Genomic DNA, 25836 nt, shown 5'->3' with positions numbered 1-25836 from the left:
CGGGGGCGGGGTTCCTCGCGATCGTACGAGCGGATGAAGCGCGTATGCAAGGAACCACTTCAGATTCCGTCGTCCGCACACGCGATTCGCGCGTCCGCCGTCACCGCCCGGGCCCCCGGCGCGGGGCCTCGTAGGGTCTGGGACCGAAGGACGGCCCGGCGGCCGACCCGCAGACCTCCGGCTCCCGGCCTCAGGAGGGCGGACGGCCGTCGCGGGATCAGTGGGCGGCGGGACTCGGGGCGCCGGGCGCGGCCGAGGGGGACGGACGGAGCGCCGTGTCCGTCCACGGGGTGCAGGCGCGGCCGCCGGCCCGGGGACGCCGGCAGGCGCGCAGGGCCGGCCCGGCGGGGAGCATGGGCGTGACGACGTATCCGTCGCCCGCGCCGCCCGCGGGCACCCCGGTGACCCGTGCCGGGCCCGGCCGGGCCTCGACCGTCACACGGTCGCCCGGGGAGGCGCCGGAGACCCGCGCCCAGACGGAGGCGCAGTCGGGGCTGCCCCGCAGCTCCAGCAGGCTGTGCCCGGACCGCAGTCCGGCGTAGGTCGCCGCGTCGATGTCGCACGCCATGGCGTCGGCGTCCCGCCCCGCACAGGACGTCCCGTGGCAGCCGACGGTCACCGGGAACGACGCGGACGGGCGGGGCCCGCCGGGCGGGACGGTCTCGCGACCGGGGTCGTCGAGCCGCGTAGCCGTCCAGGCCGCGGCGGCCGCGATCACCGCCACGAGAAGCGCGGCCACGGGACCGCGATGGCCGAGGAGTGCGGCGGGCCGGGGCCGGCGGGTCCCGCTCTCGCCGGACCCGGCCGCCGTCGGCGGCCCGGTGGGAGCGTCCCGGCAGTCGGAGCGCCGCCTCGCCGTCCCGGCAGCGGGACGGCCCTCGGCACCGCCGCCGCGCTCACCGCCCTCGCCGGCCACGCCCGCCTCACCATCCACACCGGCCTCTTTGGTCCGGCGGGCGGACACCGGGGACGGGCCGGCCTCCTGCGGGATTCCGGGGGCCGGGGAGGCGGCCCGGCCGCTGGTCTGCGCCTCGGCCTGCTCCCACAGGGCGGTGAGCCGTCCGAGCGGCTCGCCGGCCAGCCGGCCGAGCATCTCCACCGCCTGCCGCGGCGGGAGCTTCTCACCGCGCAGATAGCGGTTCCAGGAGGACCTGCTGTAGGGCGTGCGGGCGGCGAGCGCGCTGAGACTGAGACCGGAGCGGTCCTTCAACTCACGCAGGACGGACGCCAGATATCCGGCCTGCGCAGTGTCTCCGCCGGGCGGCGTCCGCCGCCCGGCGCCCTTCATCCCCTCAGCAGGGTCCACGTCTGCGGCCCCACCTTTCCGTCGACACCCACCCCGCCGGAGCGCTGCATCTCCTCCACGGCCCGCTCGGTGAGCGGCCCGAACAGGCCGTCGATACGGCCCGGGGAGTGCCCGTGGTGCCGGAGGAGGCACTGCACCTCGACGACGTCCTCCCCGGCGCCGTTCAGCACGACGAGCGGCTCGGACGCGGTGTGGCCCGCGAAGAGGAGTCCGCCGTGCCGGGCGAAGTGGCAGGGGAAGCCGCCGGGGAGCACGGGCGCTCCGGACTGCCGGGGCGGCGCCGCGCGGCCGCGGCAGCCGTCGGGGGCTCCGGTGGTCCACCACACGATCGCGAGCGCGGCCAGCGCGGCGAGGACCGTGCCCCCGGCGGCGACGCCGGTCCGGGCGCCCCGCCGCACGCGCCCGTCCGGGGCCGCCGCCGATCCGCCGAGGGCCACCGATCCGCCGACGGGTGCGGGCCCGTCACCGCCCGCCGGGCCGTGCGCGGCTTCCGCCCCGTCCCTGCCCGCATCCGCGTCCGCGGCCGTCGGGCCGTCCGCCGCCGCGTCCACGGGCTCCGCCCCACCGGGGCCGGACGCCGTCTCCCCGGCCCGCTGCTCCGGAACACCGCTCGCCCCACGCTCCGTGGGAAGAGGCGCGCTCCCGGTCTCCGGCGCACGCGGCGCGCGCGCCTGCGTGCGGGCGTGCTCGGCCAGCTCCCACAGCGCCATGAGCCGTACGAGATCGGTGCCGGCCATCCGCCCGATGGCCTCGACCGCCTGACGCGGCGGCAGGCTCCGCCCGTTGAGGTAGCGCTCCCAGGACGACCGGCTGTAGGACGTCTTGGCCGCGAGCGTGGTCATGGTGACGCCCATGTGGTCCTTCAGCTCGCGCAGCCTGACGACCAGTCGGCGCACGGGCGGCGCGAGTTCGTCGGACAACGGCTTCCACTGGCCCATAAGATCCCCCCGGGTCCCGGCCGGCTCTCCCTTCCTTCTTCCCAACGACGGTGCGGCGGGCGGGGTGCGGTGTGCGGGTTCCGTGTCGCTTTGCGATCCGGCCGGGCCGTGCGCGCGGCGTGCCCGTACGGAGGCCGGACCGGTCCCCCGTTCCGGTCCCGCCTCCGCCTCCGCCTCCGCGGGCGGATCCGCCCTGCGGTGCGGCGAACGTACGCCGTGCGGGGGACTGTTGGGTACCGTGCCGGTGCCCGATCGGGCACCCGGGGGGCTCACCGGTGCACAGGTGAGCCCGGATTGCGCGGTTTCAGCCGGGGTCCCGCGCGGGGCCGGGCGTCGCCTCCGGGGGCGCGGCTGCCGCCGTGACGAGGTCGGGGAGCTCCAGTTCGCCGAGGGCCAGCAGCGCCAGGACCACTTCGTACAGGTCGCTGCCGGAGGCGAGGAGCTGGCGTTCGAGGACGGGTTCGGCGCAGCGGACGTGTTCGCGGACGGTCTGGGCGTGGACGCCGAGCCGTTGCGCGGCGCGCTCCGCGTTGCCCCCGGCGGCGATCCAGCTGCGCAGCGTGCCGCGCAGGTCCCGCGCGTCGGCGCGCAGACGGTCGAGGAGTTCGTGCGCCCAGGCCCGCGGTGCGGGGTCGGTGAGCAGCGTGCCGAGGCCGTCCGCGCCCGCCGGGAGGGCGCCCTCCTCGACGGGCCGGAATCCCTGCCCCGCCTGGGTGTTGAGGGCGAGGTGCACGGCCGCCCGGTGGGTGAGGCGGGTGAGGTCCGCGCCGAGCAGCGTCTCGGTCCGGTCCATGCGGGCCCGGACGGTGTTGCGGCTCACGCCGAGGATCTTGGCCGTGTTGACGGCGGTGAACTCCAGGCCGAGCCGGGTGGTGGCGACGAGTTCGGCGCGGGTGTGGTGGGGCAGCACGTCCAGCGGCCGCAGCAGCCGGGCCGACCAGGCGTGGAGGGCGGCGGGGTCCATCAGGCGCTCGGGATGGGTGCGTTCGGCGTAGACCGCGGCACCGTCCGGGCGGAACCGGGCGACCGCCAGCGCGCTCACGGCCTGCCCGTACGCGGTCGCGGTGCGGGCGAGGCCGTGGCGGGCGCTGCCGCCGAGGAAGGTGTGCGGGCGTCCGCGGACCAGGGCCCGCAGGTGCCGTCCGGCGGTCTCGGCGGGCGCCACCACGATCACGTGCTCGTCGACCGCGGGGCAGCGTACGACGAGCGCGCCGCCGCCGGTCGCGGCGAGACACTCGGCGGTGAGGTGGTCGCGGGCGCCCCGGCGGGCCTCCACCACGTACACGCAGGCGGTGTCGGTGTCGAGCAGTCCGGGCCACAGTCCGGCGCAGACGCGGCGGGCGGAGACGACGTCCTCGACCATCAGCAGCTGGAGGACCGCCAGCCGCAGGGCCGCCGCCGCGCGGTCGAGGCGGCGTCCGGTCTCGGCGGTCCGGTCGGCGCGCAGCAGCAGTTCGACGACGGCCGCGGCGTGGGTGACCATCTCGGAGGCCGCACGGTCGAAGGGGGCGGGGCGGGCGACGGCCAGGACGCTCCCCCCGAGGGCCTGCGGGGGGCCGGCACTGACCACGCGGATGTGGCGGCCCCGGTCCTCCAGTGCCGCGGAGGCGATCCGGCCGGCAGCGATGTCCGCGAGCAGGTCCGGGTCCAGGGGCACGGGGTGGCCGGCGAGGAGGGTGCCGGTGCCGTCCAGGAGGCCGGCGGAGCCGTGCGCGGCGCCGGCGAGCCAGGCGACGACCGCGTGCACGTCCCGCGCGGCGGGCCGCAGGTGGCCGAGGAGTTCACGGGCCCAGGGGGTGTCCGGGGCCCCCTGCGCGTCCGCCGTGACGGGCGGGTCCTCGGGGCCGCCCATGCCCGTCTCTCCTCGTCCCTCGCTCCGACCGGGTCGTCCGTGCGGGGACGTTACCAGCACGGCGCTTGCCGGGAGGGTCCGTGAGCGCAAGGAGAGGCGGGATCCGGGAGGGCGGTCGTGGCGGCTTCGCCGGCAGGTCACAGGGGGGTGGTGCCGGCCGGCGAAGCCGCAGGCCCGGGGTCAGGGGGGCCGGCCCCCGGGCGCTACGGAGGTCTGGTTCCCCTCGTTCCGCGGAGTACGCATGCGGATGCGGGATCGGATGCGCTCCGGCCGGGCGAGGGGGCGGGAGGTGGCGGCGCGACGGCTCGGCGGGCTCCGGAAGGGGGCGCCTGCGCCGCGGCGGAAGACGGACGGCATAAGCTCGGTGAATGGCGAAGTATTTCGACGTGCACCCCGACAACCCCCAGCCGCGGGCCATCGGTCAGGTGGCCGACAGCGTGCGGGACGGGGCGCTGATCGCGTATCCGACCGACTCCTGCTACGCCCTCGGCTGCCGCCTGGGCAGCCGCGACGGCATCGAGCGGATCCGGTCGATCCGCAGCCTGGACGACCGGCACCACTTCACCCTGGTGTGCGAGGACTTCGCCCAGCTCGGTCAGTTCGTGCGGATCGACAACGACGTGTTCCGCGCCATCAAGGCGTCCACGCCGGGCAGTTACACCTTCATCCTGCCGGCGACCCGGGAGGTGCCGCGCCGGATGCTGCACCCGAAGAAGAAGACCGTCGGGGTGCGGATCCCCGACCACGTCGTCGCGCAGGCGCTGCTCGCGGAGCTCGGGGAGCCGCTGCTGTCGAGCACGCTGCTGCTGCCCGACGAGGAGGAGCCGATGACGCAGGGCTGGGAGATCAAGGACCGGCTCGACCATGTGCTGGACGCCGTGGTCGACTCCGGCGACTGCGGCACCGAGCCGACCACGGTCATCGACTTCTCCGGCGGCGGCGCCGAGATCGTGCGGCGGGGGGCGGGCGACACCTCTCTGTTCGAGTGACGGCCGGTGGCCGGGCGGGGGCGGACCGGGGTCCGGGCACGGGGCGTGCCACCATGGCCGTGATCCGCCCGCGCGGCCGGTGAGGTGCCGCGCGGCGGCGACCGAGGAGAGAGGCAGGCCGCCATGAGCGCCGTACAGGGGCAGACCGTCGACGTCCCCACCGAGGACGGCACCGCCGACGCCTATCTGGTCCACCCCGCGGACGGCCGTCCGCACCCGGGTGTCCTGCTGTACCAGGACGCCTTCGGTCTGCGACCACACCTGCGGTCGATGGCGGACCGGCTCGCCGCAGCGGGGTACACGGTGCTCGTACCCAACGTGTTCTACCGTCACGGGCGCGCCCCCGTGGTGGAGTTGCCGGAGTTCATCGACCTGGACGCACGGCCGGAGATCTTCGGGAAGGTCGGCCCGCTCGTCCAGTCCCTCACCCCCGACCTGGCCATGCGGGACGCGGCGGCCTATCTGCGCCGGCTCGAGGAGGACCCCCTCGTCGTTGACGGGCCCGTCGCCCTGACCGGCTACTGCATGGGCGCCCGCCTCGCGCTGCTGACCGCCGGCACCTACCCCGAGCGGGTCGCGGCGGCGGCCGGTTTCCACGGTGGCCGGCTGGCCACGGACGCGCCGGACAGCCCGCACCTGGTCGCCGAACACGCCACCGCGGAGCTGTACTTCGGACACGCCGACGACGACCCCTCCCTGCCCCCGGAGCAGATCGAGCAGCTGGAGCGGACGCTGGACGCGGCGGGCGTCCGCCACCGTTGCGAGGTCTACCCGGGCGCGCGCCACGGCTTCACGCAGGCCGACACCGACGCCTACGACCCGAAGGCCGACGAGCGGCACTGGTCGGCCCTGCTCGACCTGCTGGACCGCACCTTCTGACGGGTCGGCGGGGTGCGGGCGGGATCGCCCGCACCCCCCGGTCCGGTTCCGGACCCCTCCTCCTGCGTCCTCGTCATTGACATGTGCGTGTCACCGCTCCACGCTGCTGGTGAACCCCGACCAGCCCGACACCACGACCGGCGCCTTCTACCAGGACGCGGTGACCAACCAGTACGCGCGGGCCGTCCACGGCGAGACGGCCGACGGGAAGGCGTACGCGTTCGCCTTCGACGAGGTGGGCGCGCAGGAGTCCCTGGTCCACGACGGCGACCCGCTCCGGGCCGACCTGGTCCTGGACCCCGCGGACTGACCCGAGTCGATCTCCGCCCCCCCCAACGGCTGCTCCGCACCGCGCGGTTGTTACGGTGCACCGCATGTCCGAGTCCTCGCGCGACACCGTCGAAGGAGCCGGCTGGGGGGCCGCCGAGCGCGGCGCGTACCGCCGTCTCATGCCCGCACGGGTGGAGAAGCTGTCCTGGCTCGACCCCCGCACCCTGTGGGCCGCGCGCAACGGCGTGGTGGCGTCCTGGTTCGGGGACCCCACCGGCCGCACCCGCGGCCGGTGGGTGGCCCAGCGGGAGGCGGCCGGCGCGCCCGCCGACAAGGTGATCCGGCGCCAGGACCCTGACCGCTTCTCCTTCATGGTCCTCGGGGACACCGGCGAGGGCGACGAACCCCAGTACGCCGTGGTGCCGGGCTTCCTGGACAAGAGCCGCGGCACGGCCTTCGCGGTCGTCACCAGCGACGTGATCTACCCGGTGGGGAACACCGACGACTACGGCACCAAGTTCTTCCGCCCCTACCGGGACTACCCGGCGCCGATCTACGCCGTGCCCGGCAACCACGACTGGTACGAGGGGCTCGGCGGCTTCATGCGCGTGTTCTGCGGCGACGCCCCGGAGCTGCCCCCGGAGCCGCGTCCGCGGCCGCTCGGGCGGGCCTGGTGGCGGGCGCTGCTGTGGCACCGTGCGCACCCCGCCGACGAGCAACGTCTCGCGCAGGCACGGTCGTTGCGTGCGGCTCCCGGGCAGCAGGCCGTGCAGCCGGGGCCGTACTGGGCGATCGACGCCGGGCCGGTGCGGATCGTAGGCATCGACACCGGACTGCTCGGCACCCTGGACGCCGAACAGGGCGCCTGGCTGCGTGAGGTGTCGCGCGGCCCGCGCCCGAAGATCCTGATCACCGGGTCGCCGCTGTACGTCGACGGTGAGCACCACCCGTGCGCCGTCGAGGGCGGCGGCACGGTCGACGCCGTCGTCCGGGACCCCGCCCACCACTACGTGGCCGCGATCGGCGGGGACATCCACAACTACCAGCGCTACCCGGTGGACGTGGACGGCCGGACCCTGCAGTACGTCGTGTCCGGCGGCGGGGGCGCCTTCATGCACGCCACCCACACCATCCCGCGCGTGGCCGTCGGCGGGGTCACCGAGCCGGACTTCCGCTGCTACCCGCTGCGCGGCGACTCGCTCGCCTTCTACAGCCGGCTCTACGGCCGGCGGCTGCGGATGCCCCGCTTCTTCACCCTCACCGAGGCCGAGGCCACCGCCGTCGTCGCCGAGCGGCTCGGCGTCGAGCCGGCCCGCTCCCCGCAGCCCGGCGCCCGGATCACCCGGCGGGTCCGTCTCGTGGCCGCGCTGCTGGGCGCCGGGCGCCGCCCCGGCCGGCCCGCCCGCTTCCGGCTGCCGGTGCGCAAGATCTACACCCAGCTGTTCTCCCCCGGGTCGGCCACCTACAGCCCGCCCTTCTTCAAGTCGTTCCTGCGGCTGGACGTCTCGCCGGAGGCGATCCGGCTGCGCTGCTTCGCGGCGACCGGGAACCGCGCGCAGGAGGTGGACCCGCCGGTCGAGGACGAGGTCGTCATCCCCCTGGAGTGACCGCCCCGACCCGACCGATGCCCGGACCGGTGTACGGCACGTCCGGTGCCGTGGACGACCCAGGAGTGACGTGCCGCCCGCCCCGCGCCGCCTGCGCGGGCCCGGCTTCCTCACCATCGGCCTGTTCGGCCCGGCGGGCCCGGCCCGCGGTCACGAGTCCACCCTGGAGATGATCGAGTTCGGGGAGCGCCTGGGCCTCGACAGCGCGTGGGTGCGCAACCGCCGTCTGCAGTACGGCATCTCCTCGCCCGTGGCCGTGCCGGCGGCAGCGCACCCGGCGGATCGAGCCGGGTACCGCGGTCGTGCCGCTGGGCTGGGAGAACCCGCTGCGCCTGGCGGACCTCGCGACGGTCGACGTGCTGTCCGGCGGACGGCTGAACGCGGGCGTCAGCGTGGGGCCGGCGACCCGGCCCGGACCCGCCCTCGGCCGCCCGGCCGCGGGAGGCTGAGACCGGGACCGCCCCGGCTCCGGCAGGCGGGGGCGCCGCGGTCCGGCGGGGTCACCAGCGGCCCGGTCCGCTGCCCGCGACCGGAGTGGAGGGCCTGCCGTCGACGCCGGTCGGCACGTCCCCGTGGAGCATCACCCGGTGCATGATCCGCGGCCGGTCGAGGTGGGCGGTGTCCGAGGGGGCGAGGTGGATGGTGGCCCGGTTGTCCCAGAGGGCGACGCTGCCCTCCTCCCAGCGGAAGCGGACGGTGTACTCGGGGCGGACCGCCTGGTCCAGCAGCATCTCCAGCACGGCCCGGCTCTCGGCGCGGGACAGCCCCTCGATCTGCTCGACGTAGTAGCCGTTGACGAACAGCACCCGCTCCCCCGTCTCCGGGTGGACCCGGACCAGCGGGTGCACGGTGGCGGTCTGGTGGTCCAGCAGGTGGCGCAGGTAGGCGTCGTCGCCGGGCCGCGACTGGTAGCCGACGCCGAGCCGGTGCTCGGCCCGCAGGCCGTCGGCGAAGGCGCGCACCGGTGCGGAAAGTCCGGCGTATGCGGCCGCCAGGTTCGACCAGGTGGTGTCGCCGCCGTAGGGCGGGACGGTCTCCGCGCGCAGGATCGTGGCCGCGGGCGGGTCGACGCGGGCGCCGTGGTCGCAGTGCCAGCCGCGCAGCAGGGTGTGCCGGCGCCGGCCCAGCCACTCGTCGTGCTCCATGCCGAAGCGGCCGCCCAGCTCCAGCCGGTCCGCGGTCGTCTCCACCTCGGGGACGCCGGGCGGCGACGCACTGCCCCGCCGCCGCAGGACGACGGGCTCGCCGAAGCGCCGGGCGAACGCCACGTGCCCGGCGTGGTCCAGCCGCTGCCCGCGGAAGAACAGCACCTTCCAGCGCAGCAGCGCCGCGCGGATCGCGGCGACCTGGGCGCCGGTGAGCCCCGCGGCCAGGTCGGCACCGGTGATCTCGGCACCGATGTGGCCCGCGACCGGGTGCACCCCGATCGTCCTGCCGCCCGCCTCGTCCCCCGTGCCCGCTCCGTCGCCGTCCGTGCCGTTGCCCGTGCCCGTCGTCATGTGCGCTCCGTCGGTCGTCCGTGCCGGTCCCCACCGGATGGTGGCAGGGTTCCGGGCGCGGGGCGACACCGTCCCGCCGGTCAGGGCAGCAGCGGCTGCTCGGCCCAGATCGCCTTGCCGCTGGTGGTCTGCCGGCTTCCCCAGCGCTGAGTGAGCTGGGCGACGAGCAGCAGTCCGCGGCCTCCCTCGTCGAAGGCGCGGGCCCGGCGCAGGTGCGGGGAGGTGGCGCTGCCGTCGGAGACCTCGCAGATGAGCGCGCGGTCGCGGATCAGCCGGAGCTGGATCGGCGGTTCGCCGTAGCGGATGGCGTTGGTGACGAGTTCGCTGACGACGAGCTCGGTGACGAAGGCGGCCTCCTCCAGGCCCCACGCGGCCAGCTGTTCCGAGGCCGCCTGCCGGGCGACGCCCACCTGCGCGGGGTCCCGGGTGACGTCCCAGGTGGCGACCCGGTCCCCGCCGAGGATGCGGGTGCGGGCGAGGAGCAGCGCCACGTCGTCGCCGGGCTGGTCGGGCAGGACCGACTCCAGGACGTGGTCGCAGACGGCGTCCAGGGAGTCGGCCGGGATGCTCAGCGCCCGGCACATCTCGGCGGTCCCCTTCTCGAAGTCCCCGTCCGGGCCCTCGACCAGGCCGTCGGTGTAGAGCGCGATCATCGAGCCCTCGGGCAGGGTGAGCTCGGTCGCCTCGAAGGGGAAGCCGCCGACGCCGAGCGGCGGTCCCGCGGTCATCTCGACCAGCCGCGCCGGCCCTCCGGCCGGTACGACGGCCGGCGGCGGGTGGCCGGCGGCGGCGGCGCTGAGCAGGCGGGAGACGGGGTCGTAGACGACGTACAGGCAGGTGGCGCCGACCTCGGGGACGTCCTCGCCGCCGTGGCTGGGCACCAGGTGGGTCACCAGGTCGTCGAGGTGGGTGAGCAGCTCGTCCGGCGGCAGGTCCACGTCGGCCAGGGTGCGCACCGCGGTCCGCAGCCGGCCCATGGTGGCCGAGGAGCGGATGCCGTGGCCGACGACGTCGCCGACGACGAGGGCGACCCGGCTGCCGGACAGCGGGATGACGTCGAACCAGTCGCCGCCGACGCCCGCCAGCGAGCCGGACGGCAGATAGCGGTGGGACACCTCGACCGCCGCCTGACCGCGCGGCCGGCGCGGCAGCAGGCTGTGCTGGAGGGCCAGTGCGGTCGCCCGCTCGCGGGCGTAGCGGCGGGCGTTGTCCACGGAGACCGCGGCACGGCTGGCGAGTTCCTCGGCGAGCACGGCGTCGTCGGGGGCGAAGGCCTCGGGGTGGGAGATCCGGACGAAGACCGCGACGCCGAGGGTGATGCCGCGGGCGCGCAGCGGGACCGCGAGCATGGCGTGCATGCCCTCGCGGTGCTCGCTGCTGCGGGGCGAGAGTGCGTCGCGGTCCGCCGTCCAGCGCTCGAAGTCGGGGTCGCCGGCCCGGCTGAGGACGGCGCGGCCCAGCCGCAGGGCGCGGGCGGGGGAGGAGAAGGCCGGATAGAGGTCCTTCTCTCCGATCGCCACGGCCGACTCGGGCGTCCGGTCGGTGACGGAGCCGTGCGCGACGCGGCGCAGGACGACGTCGCCGGTGGGCTCCGGGGGCGGGGTCTCCTCCGTGCCGAGGACCCATTCGAGCAGGTCGACGCCCACGAAGTCGGCGAACCGCGGGACGGCGATCTCCACCAGCTCCTCGGCCGTGCGCACGACGTCCAGGGTGGTGCCGATCGCGGTCGCGGCCTCGTTGAGCAGGGCCAGGCGCCGGCGGGCGCCGTGCTCCTCGGTACTGTCGAACGCGGCCACGGCCACCGCGGCGACCCCTTCGGCGGCGTCGCGGACCGGCCACATCTCGATGGTCCAGGCGTGCTCGCGGCCCTCGGAGGGCGCCCGCCCGAAGGTCTCGAACCGCACGGAGCTGCCGGAGCGGACGACCTGGCGGACCCGCCCGGCGAACCTGCGGGCGGCCTCCTCGTCCGGCATGGTGTCCACGAAGCGGCGGCCGATCAGCTCGGACGGTGTCGCGCCCAGCACCCGGCAGGCCGTGTCGTTGACCCGCAGGTAGCGCAGGTCGGTGTCGAAGGTGCAGATCGGCATCGGCGCCTGCTGGAACATGCGCCCGGACAGGGTGGGCTCGGGCTCGTCCGGCGGGCCGGCCGTGATGATGTACGCCTCCGGCACGCCGTCCGGGCCCACCACGGGGCAGGCGGTGAGGCCCAGCTCGACGAGGTCACCGTCGCGGCGGCGCACGAGGACGATGCCCGTGAGGGCGCGCCGGACCGCCCGCGACGGCTCGCCCACGAGCAGGTCGGCCGCCGCCCGGCCCACGGCCTCCTCGGCCGGGTACCCCGTCAGCCGCCGGGCCCCAACGGTCCAGGCGGTGACGATGCCCCGAGCGTCGACGATCGCCGCGGCGGCGACATGCTCCATACGACCAAGGATGATCCCTGTGGAGCGGCGGCTCAACCGCTCGGGGCGGCGGACCGGCGGCGGCTTCAGTCCCGGAGGGCCCGCAGCGCGGCCAGTGCACGGTCGGCGTGGGTGTTCATGCGCAGCTCGCTGCGGACGACCTCCAGGACCGTGCGGTCCCGGCCGATCACGAACGTGACCCGCTTGCTGGGCGCGAGCGAGAAGCCGCGCCGGACGCCGAACCGCTCGCGGACCGTGCCGTCGGAGTCGGACAGCAGGGGCATCCCGAGGCCGTGGCGGCCGGAGAACTCGTGCTGCCGGTCGACGGGGTCGCCGCTGATGCCGACGGGGCGCGCGCCGACGGCGGCGAACTCGGACGCGAGGTCGCGGAAGTGGCAGGCCTCCGCGGTGCAGCCCGGTGTCAGGGCCGCGGGGTAGAAGAAGAGCACCACCGGCCCCTCGGCCAGCAGCTCCGAGAGGGACCGCACGGTTCCGGTCTCGTCGGGCAGGGAGAAGTCCCCGACCGTGTCGCCGGCCTGCACCCGGGCGCTCACGACCGGCCCTGCGCGTTCCGGGCGACCCCGCGTGCCCACAGGACGAGCGGCAGCTGGAGCGGCAGCCGTCCGACGGCGGCGGCGCGCTGCCACGCGGGGCGGTGGCGCCAGTCCACGGCCATCTGCACGTTTCCCGGGAGGACTCCCACGAAGAAGGCCGCCGCGGCCCGCGCGGAGGCGCGCCGGGTGCGGGGAAGGGCCACACCGGCCGCGAGGGCCAGCTCGGCGGCACCGCCGGCGTACGTCCAGCCCCGGGGCGGGCCGGGCAGGACGCGCGGCACGAGGGGGTCGAACGAGCGGGGCCTGGCGAAGTGCGCGGCGCCCGCGACGGCCAGCAGGCCGGCGAGCAGCAGCGGTGAGCGTGCGGACCGGGGCACGGTTCCTCCTCTGAAGACCTGCCGCGCCATATTACTCGACGGTAGAACCAGGTGTCCCACGAGCCCTCCCGGCCGGGCCGTGTGTCCCACGGTCCCCGCGGTCCCCTTGGTCCCCGCGTGGTGCCCCGGGGCCGCGCGCCCCTCCGGTCGGCCCGTTCGGGGGAATGTCCGCCGCGGTGGGCGTGACCGGCCGCCGCGCCGTCGACATCTCAGCCGTGCCCCTCCCCCGGATCGCGCCCATGCTCGCCACACCCGGCAGGCTGCCGCCCGCCGCGCAGGACGCGCGCTGGGCGTACGAGACCAAGCAGGACGGCCAGCGCGCGGTGGCCTACCTGGCCGGGGACGGCGGCCTGGTGCTGCGGGCCCGCTCCGGCGAGGACATCACCGCCGCCTACCCCGAGCTGCAGGCCCTGGGCGGCGCGCTCGGTTCCGTCCCGGCGGTCCTGGACGGGGAGGTCCTGGCCCTGGACGCGCAGGGACGGGCGGACTTCCAGCTGCTCCAGAGCCGGATGGGCCTGGCCCACTCCCCGGCCCGCGCGGCGCGCCGGGCCGCGCAGGTACCCGTCCATCTCGTGCTGTTCGACGTGATGCACCTGGGGGGCCGGTCCCTCGTGCCACTGGCGTACACGCGGCGGCGCGCCCGTCTGGAGGGGCTCGGGCTCCGGGGCCCGTACTGGTCCACGCCCGCGGCGCTCGTCGGGCACGGCGCCGAGGCGCTCGCGGCCACCCGGGAGCACGGCCTGGAGGGCCTGGTCTGCAAGCGGCTGGACTCGGTGTACGAGCCCGGTGTCCGCTCCCGATCCTGGATCAAGATCCGCAACGTGCGCAGCGAGGACGTCGTCGTGGGCGGCTGGCTGCCCGGCCGGGGGAGGCTGACGGGGCTGCCGGGGGCGGTCCTGGTCGGCCGGCGGGCGGCGGGGCTGCTGCACTGCGTCGGGAGCGTGGGTACCGGCTGGAGCGAGGCCGAGCGGACGCGGCTCGCCGCACTGCTGCGGGACCTCGCCTCGGACAGCTGCCCGTTCGACCCCGTCCCCGCGGCTCCCGGGGCGCACTGGGTGGTGCCGCGGCTGGTCGGCGAGGTCCGCCACAGCGGCCGCACCCGCGCCGGACTGCTCCGCCAGCCGTCCTGGCTGCGGCTGCGGCCGGACCTCACCCCGGAGGACGCGGCGGTGACGGACCCGCCCCCGCAGGACGCCTCCTGACGGTGCATCGGCATACGGCACCGGGCGGCCCCGGTGACGGTCTATTGTGTCCCGCATGTCCGTCCCGGAACTGATCCGTGTCGTCTCCCGCGACTCCCCGATGGCCCTTGCCCAAGTAGAGCGTGTCCGCGCCGAGTTGACCGCGCTGCATCCCGGTGTGCGCACCGAGGTGGTGCCGGTGCGGACCACCGGCGACAAGTGGCTGGGCGATCTGTCGAAGGTGGAGGGCAAGGGCGCCTTCACCAAGGAGGTCGATGCGGCGCTGCTGGCCGGCGAGGCGGACCTCGCCGTGCACTGCCTCAAGGACGTGCCCGCCGACCGGCCGCTGCCGGCCGGCACCGTCTTCGCCGCCTTCCTGAAGCGGGACGACGTCCGCGACGCGCTCGTGCACCCGGGCGGGCTCAACCTCGACGAGCTGCCGGCGGGCACCCGGATCGGCACGTCCTCCGTGCGGCGGGTCGCCCAACTGGCCGCGACGCACCCGCATCTGACGTGCGTGCCGTTCCGCGGCAACGCGAACCGGCGGCTGGAGAAGCTGGCGGCGGGCGAGGCGGACGCGCTGCTGCTCGCGGCGGCCGGCCTGGAGCGCATCGGGCGGCAGGACGTGATCAGCGAGGTGCTGTCCACGGAGGTGATGATGCCGCCGATCGGCGCGGGCGTCCTGGCCCTGCAGTGCCGGGAGGGCGACGGCGAGCTGATCGAGGCGGTCTCCGCGCTGGGCGACCGCGACACCTACCGTGCGGCGAGTGCGGAGCGCATGTTCCTGCACGTCCTGCAGGGGCACTGCAACAGCCCCATCGCCGGGTACGCGCAGGTGGACCGGGCGGGTGAACTCTCGCTGCGGGCCTGTGTGTTCACGCCGGACGGCAAGACACGGCTGAACGCGCACGAGTGGGCGGGCCGCCTGGACGCGGCCACGCTGGGCACCTCGGTCGCGGTGGCTCTGCTGCGGCAGGGCGCGCGCGAGATCATCGACGGGATCGCGCACTGACCCGACCGGCCCGGCGCGGGCCCGCCGTCAGCCGGCGGTGCCCGGCCCGGACTGGTCGCGCAGGAAGTTGCTCACCTGGTGCACCAGCCCGGCCGCGCCGCCGGCGGCGGGCGCGCCGGTGCCGGGGGACTCGTCGTCGGGGCCGGCGGCGCCGGTCCACAGCCGCCGGTCGGCCCACTCCTCCTCGACGCGCAGCTGGATCTGGACGTCGACCTGGGAGAGGGCGGCCTCGGGGCCCGCGGCGTAGAGCACGGCGGTGGCCCGGCGCAGCGGGTGGACGTCGAAGCCCTCGATGAACTGGGAGTTGCGCCAGTCGACGAAGGCGCCCTCGCCGTCGGTGCCGATCCGGACGTCGATCTGGCCGTCCTCGAGATGGATGCCGTAGTGCCGGGCGCCGCGGTTCTCCACGGTGACCCGGAGGCGGAAGTACGTCAGGCCCTCGGCGGCGTCGTCCCGGCCGCGCGGCGGCTCGGCCCGCTCCAGGCGGTGGACGCGGACCCGCAGACCGGCATGCTCGTGGTACTCCTGCCAGTCCCCGACCACGTTCGGCTCGTACACAATGCACCTTTCGACTTCCAGAAGCTGCTTCCTATCTGTGCGCCGAGTGCACTGTCAAATGGGCGGAATGCACTGTGGCCAGGGAATTCACCCCCGCTGATCGTTGATCAAGCCGTGCGCAGCGGGAATCCGTCCCCGGGCCTTCGTGGCGGCCGTCACAGGCGTGCCGCACATCACGTCGCGCGGCGTGGCGGGCGGGCCGCCCGACCGGTTCCGGACTTCCCCGCCGGCGGTGCCGGGATCCCGCTCCGGCGGTCCCGCCCGGCGGATGCGGACGGGTCAGCGGGCGAGCCGGCCGAGCAGGGAGGAGGCCGCGGCGATCCCGGCGGCCGCGGCGACCAGCAGCACGCCGAAGTCCGCGGCCAGATGGGCGGGCGTGCCCAGCAACAGGCCGCGCAGGGCGTCGACCTGGTAGCTGAGCGGGTTGGCCCTGCTGACCGCCTGGAGCCAGCCGGGCATCACGGCCACGGGGTAGAGGGCGTTGGAGCCGAAGAACAGCGGCATGGTGATGGCCTGTCCGATGCCCATCAGCCGGTCCCGGCTGAGGACCACGCCGGCGATGGTCATGGACAGGCAGGAGAAGAACGCGGAGCCGAGGACCACGGCCGCGCCGACGCCGAGCAGGCGCAGCGGGTTCCAGGTCAGCGCGACCCCGAGCACGGCGGCGATGGCGATCACGACGACGGCCTGGATCAGGGACTTGACCCCGGCAGCGAAGGCCTTGCCGGTGATGAGGGCCGAGCGCGGCGTCGGGGTCACCAGCAGCTTGTTCAGGACGCCGGCGTCGCGCTCCCAGATGATCTGGATGCCGTAGAAGATCGCGATGAACATGGCGGACTGGGCGATGATGCCCGGGGCCATGAAGTCGATGTAGGGGATCCCTCCGGTGGGGATCGCGTGGATCCGGGTGAAGGTCTGACCGAAGATCAGCAGCCAGAGGGCCGGCTGCACCGCGCGGGTGTACAGCTCGGTGCGGTCGTGGCGCAGCTTCTGCAGCTCCACCGCGCACATGGCGACGACCCGGGCGGGCAGCACCCGCCAGCCCGCGCGGGGCTGCGGCGGCTGCACCAGCAGGCCGATGCCCCGCTCGCGGGCCGGATCAGCCGACGCGGTGGGCGGTGCGACGGGTGCTTCGGACATCGCGGAAGTCTCCTGAACTCTCGTCGAGGCCGCTGCCGGCCACAGCACGGAACACGTCCTCCAGGGTGGGCAGCGCGTCCCCGCCCGTGCCCTCGGCGCGGCGCCGCTCGCCGAGCCCCTGCCGGAGTTCGGCCGGGGTGCCGAGGGCCCGGATGCGGCCGCGGTGCATGAGGCCGACGCGGTCGCAGTACTGGTCGGCCTCGTCCATGTAGTGCGTGGTGACCAGGACCGTCATGCCGGTCGCGGCGCGGACGGCGTTGATGTGGTCCCACACCCCGGTGCGGGCGATCGGGTCCAGGCCGATCGTCGGTTCGTCGAGGATCAGCAGGCGCGGCGCGCTGACCAGGGCCTGCGCCAGCTCCAGCCGGCGGACCATGCCGCCGGAGTAGGTGTTCGCCAGCCGGTCGGCGGCCTCCGTCAGATCGACCGCGGCCAGCGCCTGGGCGACCCGGGCGGCGCGCTCCCGGCGCGGGACGTCGAACACGCGGGCGAACAGGGTGACGTTCTCCCGGCCGGTCAGGGCGGCGTCGGCGGACAGCTGCTGGGGCACGTAGCCGAGCAGCCGCCGGACGGCCATCCGCTCCTGTGCGGCGTCGCGGCCGAAGACGCGGACGGTGCCGGCGGGCACGGGCAGGAGCGTGGTGATGCAGCGGATCGCGGTGGTCTTCCCGGCCCCGTTGGGGCCGAGCAGCCCGAACACCTCGCCCGGCCGCACCGACAGCTCCAGTCCGTCCACGGCGCGGGTCTCACCGAAGGTGTGGACGAGTCCGGCGCAGGTGACGGCGTCGGCGGGCCCGGCGGCCGCGTCCCCGGCCGTCCGGTCGGCTGGGTCCTCGGTCATGGCGTCTCGGCCTCCTCGTGCAGGGTCTCGGCGAGCCGGCGCAGGGCGGGGGTCGCCGCGCGCAGGGCGGCCCGGTCCGCCTCGTCCAGCCGCTCCACATGGCGCCGGACGAGGGCGGCGCGCCGCTCCTGCCAGTCCCGCAGCCGGGTCCGGGCGGCGTCGGTCAGGAGCAGGCGTGCGGCCCGGCGGTCGGCGGGGTCGGTCTCCCGGATCAGGTAGCCGTCCCGCACGAGCTTGTTGACCAGCGTCGAGACGGAGTTGCCCGCCAGGTACAGCTCCCTGGCGGCCTCCGAGACACCGATGCCGGCCCGCGCCTCGACCAGGCGCAGCAGCTCCACCTCGGCGCCGCGCAACCGCGGCCCGGCGAGCCCGGCGCGCAGCCGGCGCCGGATCAGCCGCTGGACGCCGACGAGGGCGTCGGCCAGCTCTTCGGGACACGCCTCCTGCTCCACACCAGGGAGATTACCTCTGCTTACGAGGTACCTCCACCCCAGGAACGGTCAAACCGGGACGGCCGCCCCCGGCAAGGGGCGCACCCACGCCCGGGGTGCGGCCGGCGCGGCCCGGACCGCCCACGGAATTCCGATCGACCTATTCAACTTTTCACGTCGGTCATTGAATGCGCAGCATTTTTCGCACAGCATTCCCCGCCCGCCGGAATTTCATGGAGCCGCACCTCCGTCGCATACCGTCACCGCACGTCAGCAATTCGTCAATCCGTTTCGAATTCGGCGACATAGGGAATCTGATTCATCAGTGCTTCGGACAGGAGGCACATCCGTGGGAGCCGGCGCGGCACCCCGATGCCCGTCCGGCCGGGCCCCTCCGCGCCACCCATGGCGTCCGCGCATCCAGCACGGCTCAGGGAGGCGCAGTCCATGCGTACGACCGGCAAGCCGAAGGCCCATCCGCACGACGACGCCCCCGACACCGCCGCCGCTTTCGAGCGGCTCGCGCGGCTGCCCGCCGGCGCGGAACGCAAGACCCTCCGCGACGAGCTGGTCCGGCTGTGGCTGCCCATGGCGGAGCGCATAGCGGTCCGCTTCCGCGGCCGCGGGGAATCCCTGGAGGACCTCTACCAGGTGGCCGCCCTCGGGCTGGTCAAGGCCGTCGACCACTACGACCCGGCCCGCGGCTACGCCTTCGAGGCGTACGCCGTGCCCACGATCACCGGTGAGATCAAGCGCCACTTCCGCGACCACATGTGGACGCTGCACGTGCCGCGCCGGGTCCAGGACCTGCGCAACCGGGTCCGCAAGGCGGTCAAGGAGCTGGCCCAGACGACGCCGGGCCGCGCCCCGACGGTCTCCGAGATCGCCGAGCACGCGCAGCTGAGCGTCGGCGACGTCCGCACCGGCATGGAGGCCCTGGACTGCTTCGCCGCGCTGTCACTGGAGGCGGAGGTCCGCGGCACCGAGGGCTACGCGCTCGGTGACGGCCTGGGCGAGTCCGACCCGCGCTACGACCTCGTGGTGGACCGGGTTGCCGTCAGGCCGTGCCTGCAGGCGCTCCCCGAGCGCGAGCGCTACATCCTCTACCTGCGTTTCTTCCGGGGCATGACACAGAGCCGCATCGCCCAGCAGCTCGGCATCTCGCAGATGCACGTCTCCCGGCTGCTGAGCGGCTGCTTCGCCCAGCTGCGCGAGGAGCTGCTGGCCGAGGCCGGCTGAGCGGCCCGCGCCTCCCGCCGGGGCGAACCGCCTCCGGCGCGGTTTCCCGTGTGCCCGCCGGGTACTCGGCAGGCGCTCCGCGGGGGCGGGCCGGACACTGGTGGAAGACCGGCGGGTCCGCCGGTCGACGAGACAGGACGTGCCATGAACCACGACTCGACACCCTCCAGCCGTGCGACGGACGTCGTCTCCACCCACTCGGTGTGCGGCGCGCCCTGCTGGGTCAGCCTCACCAGCCGCGACCTGGGGACCACGGAGGACTTCTACAGTGCCGTCCTGGGCTGGGAGTGGCGGCCGGCCAAACTCGGCGACCGGTTCCGTATCGCGCTGGCGGAGGGGGCTCCGGTGGCCGGGATAGCGGCGGTGGCGTCGATGTGGCAGATGACGGTCGCCTGGACGCCCTACTTCGCCGTGCCGAGCGCCGACGACGCGGTGGCCCGGGTGCAGGAGCGCGGCGGCACGGCCGCGGTCGGCCCGCTCTCCTTCCCGCCCGGGCGCGCCGCCCTGCTCGCGGACCGGGACGGCGCGACCTTCGGGATCTGGGAGGGCGAGCTGTTCACCGACTGGGAGACGTGGCGCAAGGCCGCGCCGGCGTTCATCCGGCTGCACACCCGCGACGCGTTCGACGCCGCCATCTTCTACGGCGAGGTCCTGGACTGGGCCTCGGCGCACCCCGGCTGCTGCGAGGTCCGCTACGAGGCCAACGAGGTGGTGCTGCGCAGCCACGGGGAGATCGTGGCCCGCATCGAGTCGGGGGCGCTGGAGGCGGCGCCCGACCCGACGATCCGGCCGCACTGGCAGGTCCACTTCCGGGTGGCCGACGTGGCCGCCTGCGTCCGGGCCGCCGAGAAGCACGGCGGCAGCGTCCTGCGGGAGGGGGCCACCGAGGCCGTCCTGCGCGATCCCGACGGGGCGCAGTTCACGGTGACCTCCCGCCGCGAGGCGTGATCGCCGCGGGTCAGTCCAGTGCGGCGGCGAACATCCCGGCCTCGTAGGAGCCTCCGCGCTGGTGCACGATCACGGCGAGCCGGTTGGCCGCGTTGATCACGGCGACCAGGGAGACCAGCGCGGCGATCCGGTCGTCGTCGTAGTGCTCGCGCACCTGCGCCCAGGTCTCGTCGCTGACGCCCCGGTGGGCGTCGGCGAGCCGGGTGCCCTCCTCGGCGAGCGCCAGCGCGGCCCGCTCGGCCTGCGTGAACACGGTGGACTCGCGCCAGGCGGCGACCAGGTGCAGCCGCACGGCGGTCTCCCCGGCGGCCGCGGCCTCCTTGGTGTGCAGGTCGACGCACCAGCCGCAGCCGTTGATCTGGCTGACGCGCAGCGAGACCAGCTCCTGCGTGGACCGGGGCAGCGGCGACTGGTGGATGACCAGCGAGGCGTTGGCGAACCGCTGGGCGAAGCGGGCGGCGGTCTCGTTGCCGAACAGGTCGAATCGGGTGTCCATGGCGTCGTCCTCACTCGTGGGTGTGTGCAGTGCCGACCACGAGATGCGGGCACCGGGCCGCGTGTGACAGGGGCGAGGTGTGACGTACGTCACCGCCCGGAGGTGTCACGTCGCGGCGGCGGCCGGCGTCCTGAGGTCATGGGAGAGACGACAGCGAACGGGCGGAAGCAGCCGGTGACCGACGGGCCGGGCGGCCACGGCGGGGGCACGGCCGGGCGGGCACCGGGTCCCGGAGCCGCGGACCCCGCCACCGAGGCCTTCGTCACCCACCGCAACCTGCTGTTCACCGTCGCCTACGAGATGCTCGGTTCGGCGGCCGACGCGGAGGACGTCCTCCAGGAGACGTGGCTGCGGTGGGCGGGCGTGGATGGCGCGTCCGTGCGCGACCCGCGGGCCTACCTGGTCCGGATCACGACGCGCCAGGCGCTGGGCCGGCTGCGCACCCTCGGCCGCCGCCGGGAGTCCTACGTCGGTCCCTGGCTTCCCGAGCCGCTGCTGACCACCCCGGACGTGGCCGACGACGTCGAGCTGGCCGAGAGCGTCTCGATGGCGATGCTCCTGGTGCTGGAGACGCTCACGCCGACGGAGCGGGCGGTGTTCGTGCTGCGCGAGGTCTTCGACGTCGGGTACGACGAGATCGCCGGGGCCGTCGGCAGGAGCCCGGCCGCGGTCCGCCAGATCGCCCACCGGGCACGGGGGCACGTCGCGGCCCGCCGCCCGCGCGGTGCCGCGTCCCCGGCGGAGACCCGGAGGGCGCTCGAGGCGTTCCGGCGGGCGGCCGGGACGGGCGATCTGCAGGGACTGCTCGACGTCCTCGCGCCGGACGTGGTCCTTCTGGGTGACGGCGGCGGGCTCCGGCAGGCCGTGCCGCGCCCCGTCCTCGGGGCCGACAAGGTGGCGCGGCTGCTGGCCGCCGGTCTCGGCCGGATCGCCCCGTCGTCGCTGCGGCCCGCAGAGGTCAACGGCTGGCCGGCGCTGGTGGTCCGGCTCGACGGCACGGTCGACACGGTCATGGCGGTCCGCATCGACGACGGACTCGTCACCGGGCTCTACGCCGTGCGCAACCCCGAGAAGCTCTCGCACATGGACGAGGCGACGCCGCTGCGCCGCTGAGCCGGGGCGGGGCGCGGCACCCCCCTGGGGCCCGTGCGCACCGGGCCCCGGTGCGGCCGGTCCTGAGCCGCGACGGCCCCATGTCCCGGTCCGGGGTCCCGCCGGCGCGCACGCCCGGAGGCCGCGCGGGGCCCTGCCGGGCCGGAGATCCGCGGCCGGCCGGAGGCCCCGGCCCGCCGCCCGGGATTCCGGGCGCACGGCGGTGGCCCGTCAGGCCGCGCGGGGCCGGGGCTGCTTCCGGCGCCGGGGGCCGGCAGGGCGCGGGGGCCGGGTCAGGACGACCAGGCTGCGTGCCTCGAGCCGCAGGTGCCCGCCCGGCTTGTGCTCCGCCTCGTCCGGCGCGCCCTGGGGTTCCGCGGTGTCGACCAGCGTCGTCCAGCGCTCGCCGTAGGCGGCACCGGGGAGGCGGAAGTCCACCGGTTCCCAGAAGCCGTTGAGCAGCACCAGGAAGGAGTCGTCGACGACGGGCCGGCCCTGCGGGTCCGGTTCGGCGATCGCGTCGCCGTTGAGGAACATGGTCACCGAGTGCGCGTCGGCGCGCCGCCAGTCGTCCTCGGCCATCTCCCGCCCGTCCGGCCGCAGCCACACCAGGTCCGGCAGCGGCCGGTCGTCCCGGACGGCGGTCTCGCCGCGGAAGAAGCGCCGGCGGCGCAGCACGGGGTGGGCGGCGCGCAGCGCGATGACGTCCCGGGTGAAGTCCCTCAGGGCCCGCTGCTCGCCGGTGAGCGCCCAGTCGATCCAGGAGACCTCGTTGTCCTGGCAGTAGGCGTTGTTGTTCCCGCCCTGGGTGCGGCCGAGTTCGTCGCCGTGGCACAGCATCGGGATGCCCTGCGACAGCAGCAGCGTGGCGAGGAGGTTGCGCTGCTGGCGGGCGCGCAGGTCCAGGACGGCCGGGTCGTCCGTCCCGCCCTCGACGCCGCAGTTCCAGGACCGGTTGACGCTCTCGCCGTCCCGGTTGTCCTCGCCGTTGGCCTCGTTGTGCTTGTCGTTGTACGACACCAGGTCGCGCAGGGTGAAACCGTCGTGCGCGGTCACGAAGTTGACGCTGGCGCGCGGGCGGCGCCGGTGGTGCGCGTACAGGTCCGCGGAGCCGGTCAGCCGGGAGGCGAGGTCGCCGAGCGTGCGGTCCTCGCCGCGCCAGAAGTCCCGGACGGTGTCGCGGTAGAGTCCGTTCCATTCCGACCACAGCGGGGGGAAGTTGCCGACCTGGTAGCCGCCCTCGCCCACGTCCCAGGGCTCCGCGATCAGCTTGACCCTGCTGATCACGGGGTCCTGCTGGATCAGGTCGAAGAACGCCGACAGCCGGTCCACCTCGTGGAACTGCCGGGCGAGGGTGGCCGCGAGGTCGAAGCGGAAGCCGTCGACGTGCATCTCGGTGACCCAGTACCGCAGCGAGTCCATGATCAGCTGCAGCACGTAGGGATGCCGCATCAGCAGGCTGTTGCCGGTGCCGGTGGTGTCGTAGTAGTGCGCCCAGTCGCCGTCGACGAGGCGGTAGTACGACGCGTTGTCGATGCCCCGGAAGGACAGCGTCGGGCCCTTCTCGCTGCCTTCGGCGGTGTGGTTGTAGACCACGTCGAGGATCACTTCGAGACCGGCCGCGTGGAGCGCCTTGACCATCGACTTGAACTCGGTGACCTGCCGGCCGCGGGTGCCGTGGGCGGCGTAGCCGCCGTGCGGTGCGAAGAAGCCGATCGTGTTGTAGCCCCAGTAGTTGGCGAGGCCCCGCCCCTGGAGGACGCCGTCGTGCACGAACTGGTGCACCGGCATCAGCTCCACGGCGGTCACCCCGAGGGAGGTGAGGTGGTCGAGGACCGCCGGGTGGGCCAGCCCGGCGTAGGTGCCCCGCAGTTCGGGCGGCACCTCCGGGTGGGCACGGGTGAGCCCGCGCACGTGCGCCTCGTAGATCACGGACTCGGAGTACGCGTGCCGGGGCGGCCGGTCGTCGCCCCAGTCGAAGGCCGGGTCGGTGACCACGCCGAGGAGGGTGTGCCCGGCGCTGTCGGCCGGGTCGGGGCCCTGGGCGGCGCGCTCGTACAGCGAGGGGTGGTCGTCCGTGCGGCCGTCGACGGCACGCGCGTAGGGGTCCAGGAGGAGCTTGCGCGGATTGCAGCGGTGGCCCGCCTGCGGGTGCCACGGGCCGTGCACCCGGTAGCCGTAGCGCTGGCCCGGGCCGACGCCGGGCAGGTGGCCGTGCCACACGAAGCCGTCGGCCTCGGTCAGCGGGACGGTGCGGTTGCCGCCGTCGTCGTCGACGAGGACCAGCTCGACGGCCTCGGCGACCTCGCTGAACAGTGCGAAGTTGGTGCCCTCGCCGTCGTGGGAGGCGCCGAGCGGGTAGGGGTGCCCGCTCCACACGGGCACCCCCTTGCGTCGGGGACGCGGCGTCACCGGGCCGCCTCCAGCACGCCGTCCGGGGCGGGCGCCGGGGCGGCGAGGGCGGCGACGGGCAGCGCGCGCGGCGCCCTCAGCCCCTCGCGCAGGCTCGGATCGGGGGCCTTGGGGACCAGCGGCACGCGCACGCCGGAGCGGGCCCGCTGGGAGAACCAGATGACCTTGCTGCCGGTCGCGGTGGCGCAGCAGCCCCAGCCGTCGCTGGTCGCCGCGATGCGGGTCAGGCAGCCGCGCAGGTCCTGGTCGGGGCGCAGGTCGTGGTTGTTCTCCCCGATCGCGGTGATCAGATGCTGTCCGGTCCACCACATCTCGACGGACGTGTCCTTGTCGGTCGCGTGCTCGTCGATGGCCTTGAGCAGCAACTCGGCTCCCCCGCAGACGGGTTCGACGAGTTCGTCCAGGTACCAGAGCCGGAGGTGAGCGGCCAGGATGCGCCTGACCTGTCCGACCCGTTCCGGACTGACTTCCACGTCGAGGTGGTAGTAGCAGGGCACTGCGGTCTTCATTGTCGTTGGCTCCTCACCGGCAGAGGCCCGCGCTCCCTGCCCGCCGGTGCGGACCTGCTCCGGGTGCGGAGCGTGAGCACATGTCGCCTCTGAGTCAGATCCACAGTGCGGTCGCTACGCCATTCGTGCAACACGAGCAGCTCGGCGGCGTGTCCGGAGGGCTGGTTGAAGATCCAACAGGACGCTGTGTCGTTGAACCTGCACCATGAGTGAAAGTCTCGAGCGCCGTAAACGGGACCGCGCGCCTCCGCGTGCGCGGACACCGCCCCGGTCGTCGGGAGACGTGCCCTCCGAGATCTCCGAAAGGTGAACGGCGCCATGCTGCTACCCGCCAAAGCCGAAGTCGCCCGGCACCTGCGGCGCTACCGGGCGTGGGAGCGGGCGATGCTCGCATCGCCCGACGACCGCACGGTGCGGACCACCTTCGAGGACTCCGGCTACACCTTGTGCGTGCTGATGGGGAAGCGCTGCGCGCGGGAGGCCGCGGACGCGGCGGAACGCTATCTGCGGACCAGCCTCGTGACGTACCTGGGCGAGCAGAGCGGCCGGCCGCACGTGGCGGCGGTCGGCCGCCGCACCCGGCCGAAGGCCGGGAACCGGCGCTCACCCGCCGGACGGTAGGGCTTCCGCCCCGCCGACTTCACGACGACATCCCCGGCCGGGCGCGAGCCCGGCCTCGAGCACGGTGGAGGTGACACCCATGAGTTCGTCCCCGGTCATCGGCCGCATCCCGGTGCGGGACGTCCAACCGGCCGTCGAGTGCGGCAGGCGCCCGGCCAAGGCCGTCGCGGGCGAGACGTTCCGGGTCACCGCCACCGTCTTCCGCGAGGGCCATGACGCCGTCGCCGCCAACGTGGTGCTGACGGACCCGGAGGGCCGCGAGGGCCCGTGGACCCCGATGCGCGAGCTGGCCCCCGGCACCGACCGCTGGGGCGCGGAGGTGACGCCCGGGACGACGGGCGCGTGGACCTACCGCGTGGAGGCCTGGAGCGACCCGGTCGCCACCTGGCGGCATCACGCCGGGGTCAAGGTCCCCGCAGGCATCGAGACCGGGCTGGTCCTGGAGGAGGGCGCCGCGCTGCTCGTCCGGGCCGCGGACGGCGTCGCGGACGCGCCCGGGCGGGACACGCTGCTCTCCGCCGCGCGGGTCATGCACGACGACACGCTGCCGGTGATGACGCGGCTGGCTGCGGGGCTGACGCCGGAGGTGAGCGCGGTCCTGGCCCGCCACCCCCTGCGGGAACTGGTCACCGCGAGCGACCCGCACCCCCTGCTCGTCGAACGCGAACGCGCCCTGTACGGCGCCT

The 25836-nt window shown here is 75.1% G+C and carries 25 protein-coding genes and 1 pseudogene; 12 read left to right on the top strand and 14 right to left on the bottom strand.

What is annotated here, in order from left to right:
• Positions 1-217 precede the first annotated feature (217 nt).
• From P3H78_RS30615 to P3H78_RS30605, 3 genes are all read right to left on the bottom strand, one after another.
• Positions 218-1306 (bottom strand): helix-turn-helix domain-containing protein, encoded by a 1089-nt coding sequence (locus P3H78_RS30615; RefSeq protein WP_313884436.1) that lies wholly within the window; start codon positions 1304-1306, stop codon positions 218-220.
• Entirely contained in the window at positions 1285-2244 is a 960-nt protein-coding gene (locus P3H78_RS30610) for a peptidoglycan-binding protein (RefSeq protein WP_276112439.1), read from the bottom strand. Before P3H78_RS30610 ends, P3H78_RS30615 begins: the two co-directional genes overlap by 22 nt.
• Positions 2245-2548: 304 nt before the next feature.
• Positions 2549-4096 carry a helix-turn-helix domain-containing protein gene (locus P3H78_RS30605; RefSeq protein WP_276112438.1) on the bottom strand — a complete coding sequence of 516 codons (1548 nt, stop codon included), beginning with the start codon at positions 4094-4096 and terminating at the stop codon, positions 2549-2551.
• Positions 4097-4464: 368 nt separating this feature from the next.
• Between P3H78_RS30605 and P3H78_RS30600 the strand changes: the two genes are divergently transcribed.
• The 5 genes and pseudogenes from P3H78_RS30600 to P3H78_RS30580 form a co-directional block, all read left to right on the top strand.
• A complete protein-coding gene (locus P3H78_RS30600) occupies positions 4465-5085 on the top strand; it encodes an L-threonylcarbamoyladenylate synthase (protein WP_276112437.1) in 621 nt (206 codons plus the stop codon).
• Positions 5086-5208: 123 nt separating this feature from the next.
• The gene (locus P3H78_RS30595; RefSeq protein WP_276112436.1) at positions 5209-5964 is read left to right on the top strand and encodes a dienelactone hydrolase family protein; all 756 of its coding nucleotides are present in this window, start codon (positions 5209-5211) and stop codon (positions 5962-5964) included.
• 76 nt (positions 5965-6040) lie between these two features.
• On the top strand, positions 6041-6274 hold the full coding sequence (locus P3H78_RS30590; protein WP_313884435.1) for a beta-1,3-glucanase family protein: 234 nt from the start codon (positions 6041-6043) through the stop codon (positions 6272-6274).
• A 64-nt stretch (positions 6275-6338) separates the two neighbouring features.
• Entirely contained in the window at positions 6339-7841 is a 1503-nt protein-coding gene (locus P3H78_RS30585) for a metallophosphoesterase family protein (RefSeq protein ID WP_276112435.1), read from the top strand.
• Between the two features lie 70 nt (positions 7842-7911).
• Positions 7912-8242: pseudogene (locus P3H78_RS30580) on the top strand (LLM class flavin-dependent oxidoreductase); the annotation flags it as partial.
• A gap of 99 nt (positions 8243-8341) precedes the next feature.
• On the opposite strand, the gene P3H78_RS30575 reads toward P3H78_RS30580, so the two are convergent.
• The 4 genes from P3H78_RS30575 to P3H78_RS30560 form a co-directional block, all read right to left on the bottom strand.
• On the bottom strand, positions 8342-9340 hold the full coding sequence (locus P3H78_RS30575) for a TauD/TfdA dioxygenase family protein (RefSeq protein ID WP_276112434.1): 999 nt from the start codon (positions 9338-9340) through the stop codon (positions 8342-8344).
• 80 nt (positions 9341-9420) lie between these two features.
• Positions 9421-11760: a SpoIIE family protein phosphatase gene (locus P3H78_RS30570; RefSeq protein WP_276112433.1), complete on the bottom strand. Its 2340-nt coding sequence runs from the start codon at positions 11758-11760 to the stop codon at positions 9421-9423.
• Between the two features lie 65 nt (positions 11761-11825).
• Positions 11826-12293, bottom strand: a complete 468-nt coding sequence (locus P3H78_RS30565; RefSeq protein ID WP_276112432.1) for a peroxiredoxin — start codon at positions 12291-12293, stop codon at positions 11826-11828.
• A complete protein-coding gene (locus P3H78_RS30560; RefSeq protein ID WP_276112431.1) occupies positions 12290-12670 on the bottom strand; it encodes a DoxX-related protein in 381 nt (126 codons plus the stop codon). The genes P3H78_RS30565 and P3H78_RS30560 overlap by 4 nt, the downstream gene beginning before the upstream one ends.
• A gap of 215 nt (positions 12671-12885) precedes the next feature.
• Here P3H78_RS30560 and P3H78_RS30555 point away from each other — a divergent pair, with 215 nt between their 5' ends.
• On the top strand, positions 12886-13872 hold the full coding sequence (locus tag P3H78_RS30555) for an ATP-dependent DNA ligase (protein ID WP_438828072.1): 987 nt from the start codon (positions 12886-12888) through the stop codon (positions 13870-13872).
• Positions 13873-13927: 55 nt separating this feature from the next.
• Positions 13928-14863, top strand: a complete 936-nt coding sequence (gene hemC / locus P3H78_RS30550) for a hydroxymethylbilane synthase (protein ID WP_276112429.1) — start codon at positions 13928-13930, stop codon at positions 14861-14863.
• Positions 14864-14890: 27 nt separating this feature from the next.
• Here hemC and P3H78_RS30545 read toward each other — a convergent pair whose 3' ends face one another.
• The 4 genes from P3H78_RS30545 to P3H78_RS30530 form a co-directional block, all read right to left on the bottom strand.
• Complete coding sequence (locus P3H78_RS30545; protein WP_276112428.1) at positions 14891-15421, bottom strand: hypothetical protein; 531 nt, start codon at positions 15419-15421, stop codon at positions 14891-14893.
• 279 nt (positions 15422-15700) lie between these two features.
• Positions 15701-16561, bottom strand: coding sequence for an ABC transporter permease (locus tag P3H78_RS30540; protein ID WP_276112427.1), 861 nt, complete (start codon positions 16559-16561; stop codon positions 15701-15703).
• The gene (locus P3H78_RS30535) at positions 16521-17402 is read right to left on the bottom strand and encodes an ABC transporter ATP-binding protein (protein WP_276112426.1); all 882 of its coding nucleotides are present in this window, start codon (positions 17400-17402) and stop codon (positions 16521-16523) included. The genes P3H78_RS30540 and P3H78_RS30535 overlap by 41 nt, the downstream gene beginning before the upstream one ends.
• Positions 17399-17854 carry a MarR family winged helix-turn-helix transcriptional regulator gene (locus P3H78_RS30530; RefSeq protein ID WP_276112425.1) on the bottom strand — a complete coding sequence of 152 codons (456 nt, stop codon included), beginning with the start codon at positions 17852-17854 and terminating at the stop codon, positions 17399-17401. Before P3H78_RS30530 ends, P3H78_RS30535 begins: the two co-directional genes overlap by 4 nt.
• A gap of 426 nt (positions 17855-18280) precedes the next feature.
• Here P3H78_RS30530 and P3H78_RS30525 point away from each other — a divergent pair, with 426 nt between their 5' ends.
• Both P3H78_RS30525 and P3H78_RS30520 read left to right on the top strand, forming a co-directional pair.
• Entirely contained in the window at positions 18281-19072 is a 792-nt protein-coding gene (locus P3H78_RS30525; RefSeq protein ID WP_276112424.1) for a SigB/SigF/SigG family RNA polymerase sigma factor, read from the top strand.
• Positions 19073-19216: 144 nt separating this feature from the next.
• Positions 19217-20020 carry a VOC family protein gene (locus P3H78_RS30520; RefSeq protein ID WP_276112423.1) on the top strand — a complete coding sequence of 268 codons (804 nt, stop codon included), beginning with the start codon at positions 19217-19219 and terminating at the stop codon, positions 20018-20020.
• 10 nt (positions 20021-20030) lie between these two features.
• Here P3H78_RS30520 and P3H78_RS30515 read toward each other — a convergent pair whose 3' ends face one another.
• Positions 20031-20516 carry a carboxymuconolactone decarboxylase family protein gene (locus P3H78_RS30515; RefSeq protein ID WP_276112422.1) on the bottom strand — a complete coding sequence of 162 codons (486 nt, stop codon included), beginning with the start codon at positions 20514-20516 and terminating at the stop codon, positions 20031-20033.
• Between the two features lie 138 nt (positions 20517-20654).
• Between P3H78_RS30515 and P3H78_RS30510 the strand changes: the two genes are divergently transcribed.
• Entirely contained in the window at positions 20655-21629 is a 975-nt protein-coding gene (locus P3H78_RS30510) for an RNA polymerase sigma-70 factor (RefSeq protein WP_276112421.1), read from the top strand.
• 210 nt (positions 21630-21839) lie between these two features.
• Here P3H78_RS30510 and glgX read toward each other — a convergent pair whose 3' ends face one another.
• Both glgX and P3H78_RS30500 read right to left on the bottom strand, forming a co-directional pair.
• Positions 21840-24020 carry a glycogen debranching protein GlgX gene (glgX, locus tag P3H78_RS30505; RefSeq protein WP_276112420.1) on the bottom strand — a complete coding sequence of 727 codons (2181 nt, stop codon included), beginning with the start codon at positions 24018-24020 and terminating at the stop codon, positions 21840-21842.
• Positions 24017-24529, bottom strand: coding sequence for a pep a2 (locus tag P3H78_RS30500; RefSeq protein WP_276112419.1), 513 nt, complete (start codon positions 24527-24529; stop codon positions 24017-24019). The genes glgX and P3H78_RS30500 overlap by 4 nt, the downstream gene beginning before the upstream one ends.
• Before the next feature lie 318 nt (positions 24530-24847).
• Here P3H78_RS30500 and P3H78_RS30495 point away from each other — a divergent pair, with 318 nt between their 5' ends.
• The gene (locus tag P3H78_RS30495; protein ID WP_276112418.1) at positions 24848-25150 is read left to right on the top strand and encodes a DUF5133 domain-containing protein; all 303 of its coding nucleotides are present in this window, start codon (positions 24848-24850) and stop codon (positions 25148-25150) included.
• Positions 25151-25229: 79 nt separating this feature from the next.
• Positions 25230-25836 (top strand): maltotransferase domain-containing protein (locus P3H78_RS30490; RefSeq protein WP_276112417.1); only part of this gene is annotated, 607 nt, incomplete at its 3' end.

The sequence above is a fragment of the Streptomyces tropicalis genome (genome assembly GCF_029269835.1).
GTDB classification, from domain to species: domain Bacteria; phylum Actinomycetota; class Actinomycetes; order Streptomycetales; family Streptomycetaceae; genus Streptomyces; species Streptomyces tropicalis.
Note: the sequence above shows the minus strand (reverse complement) of the source record. Positions and strands in the feature narration are given on the sequence as shown.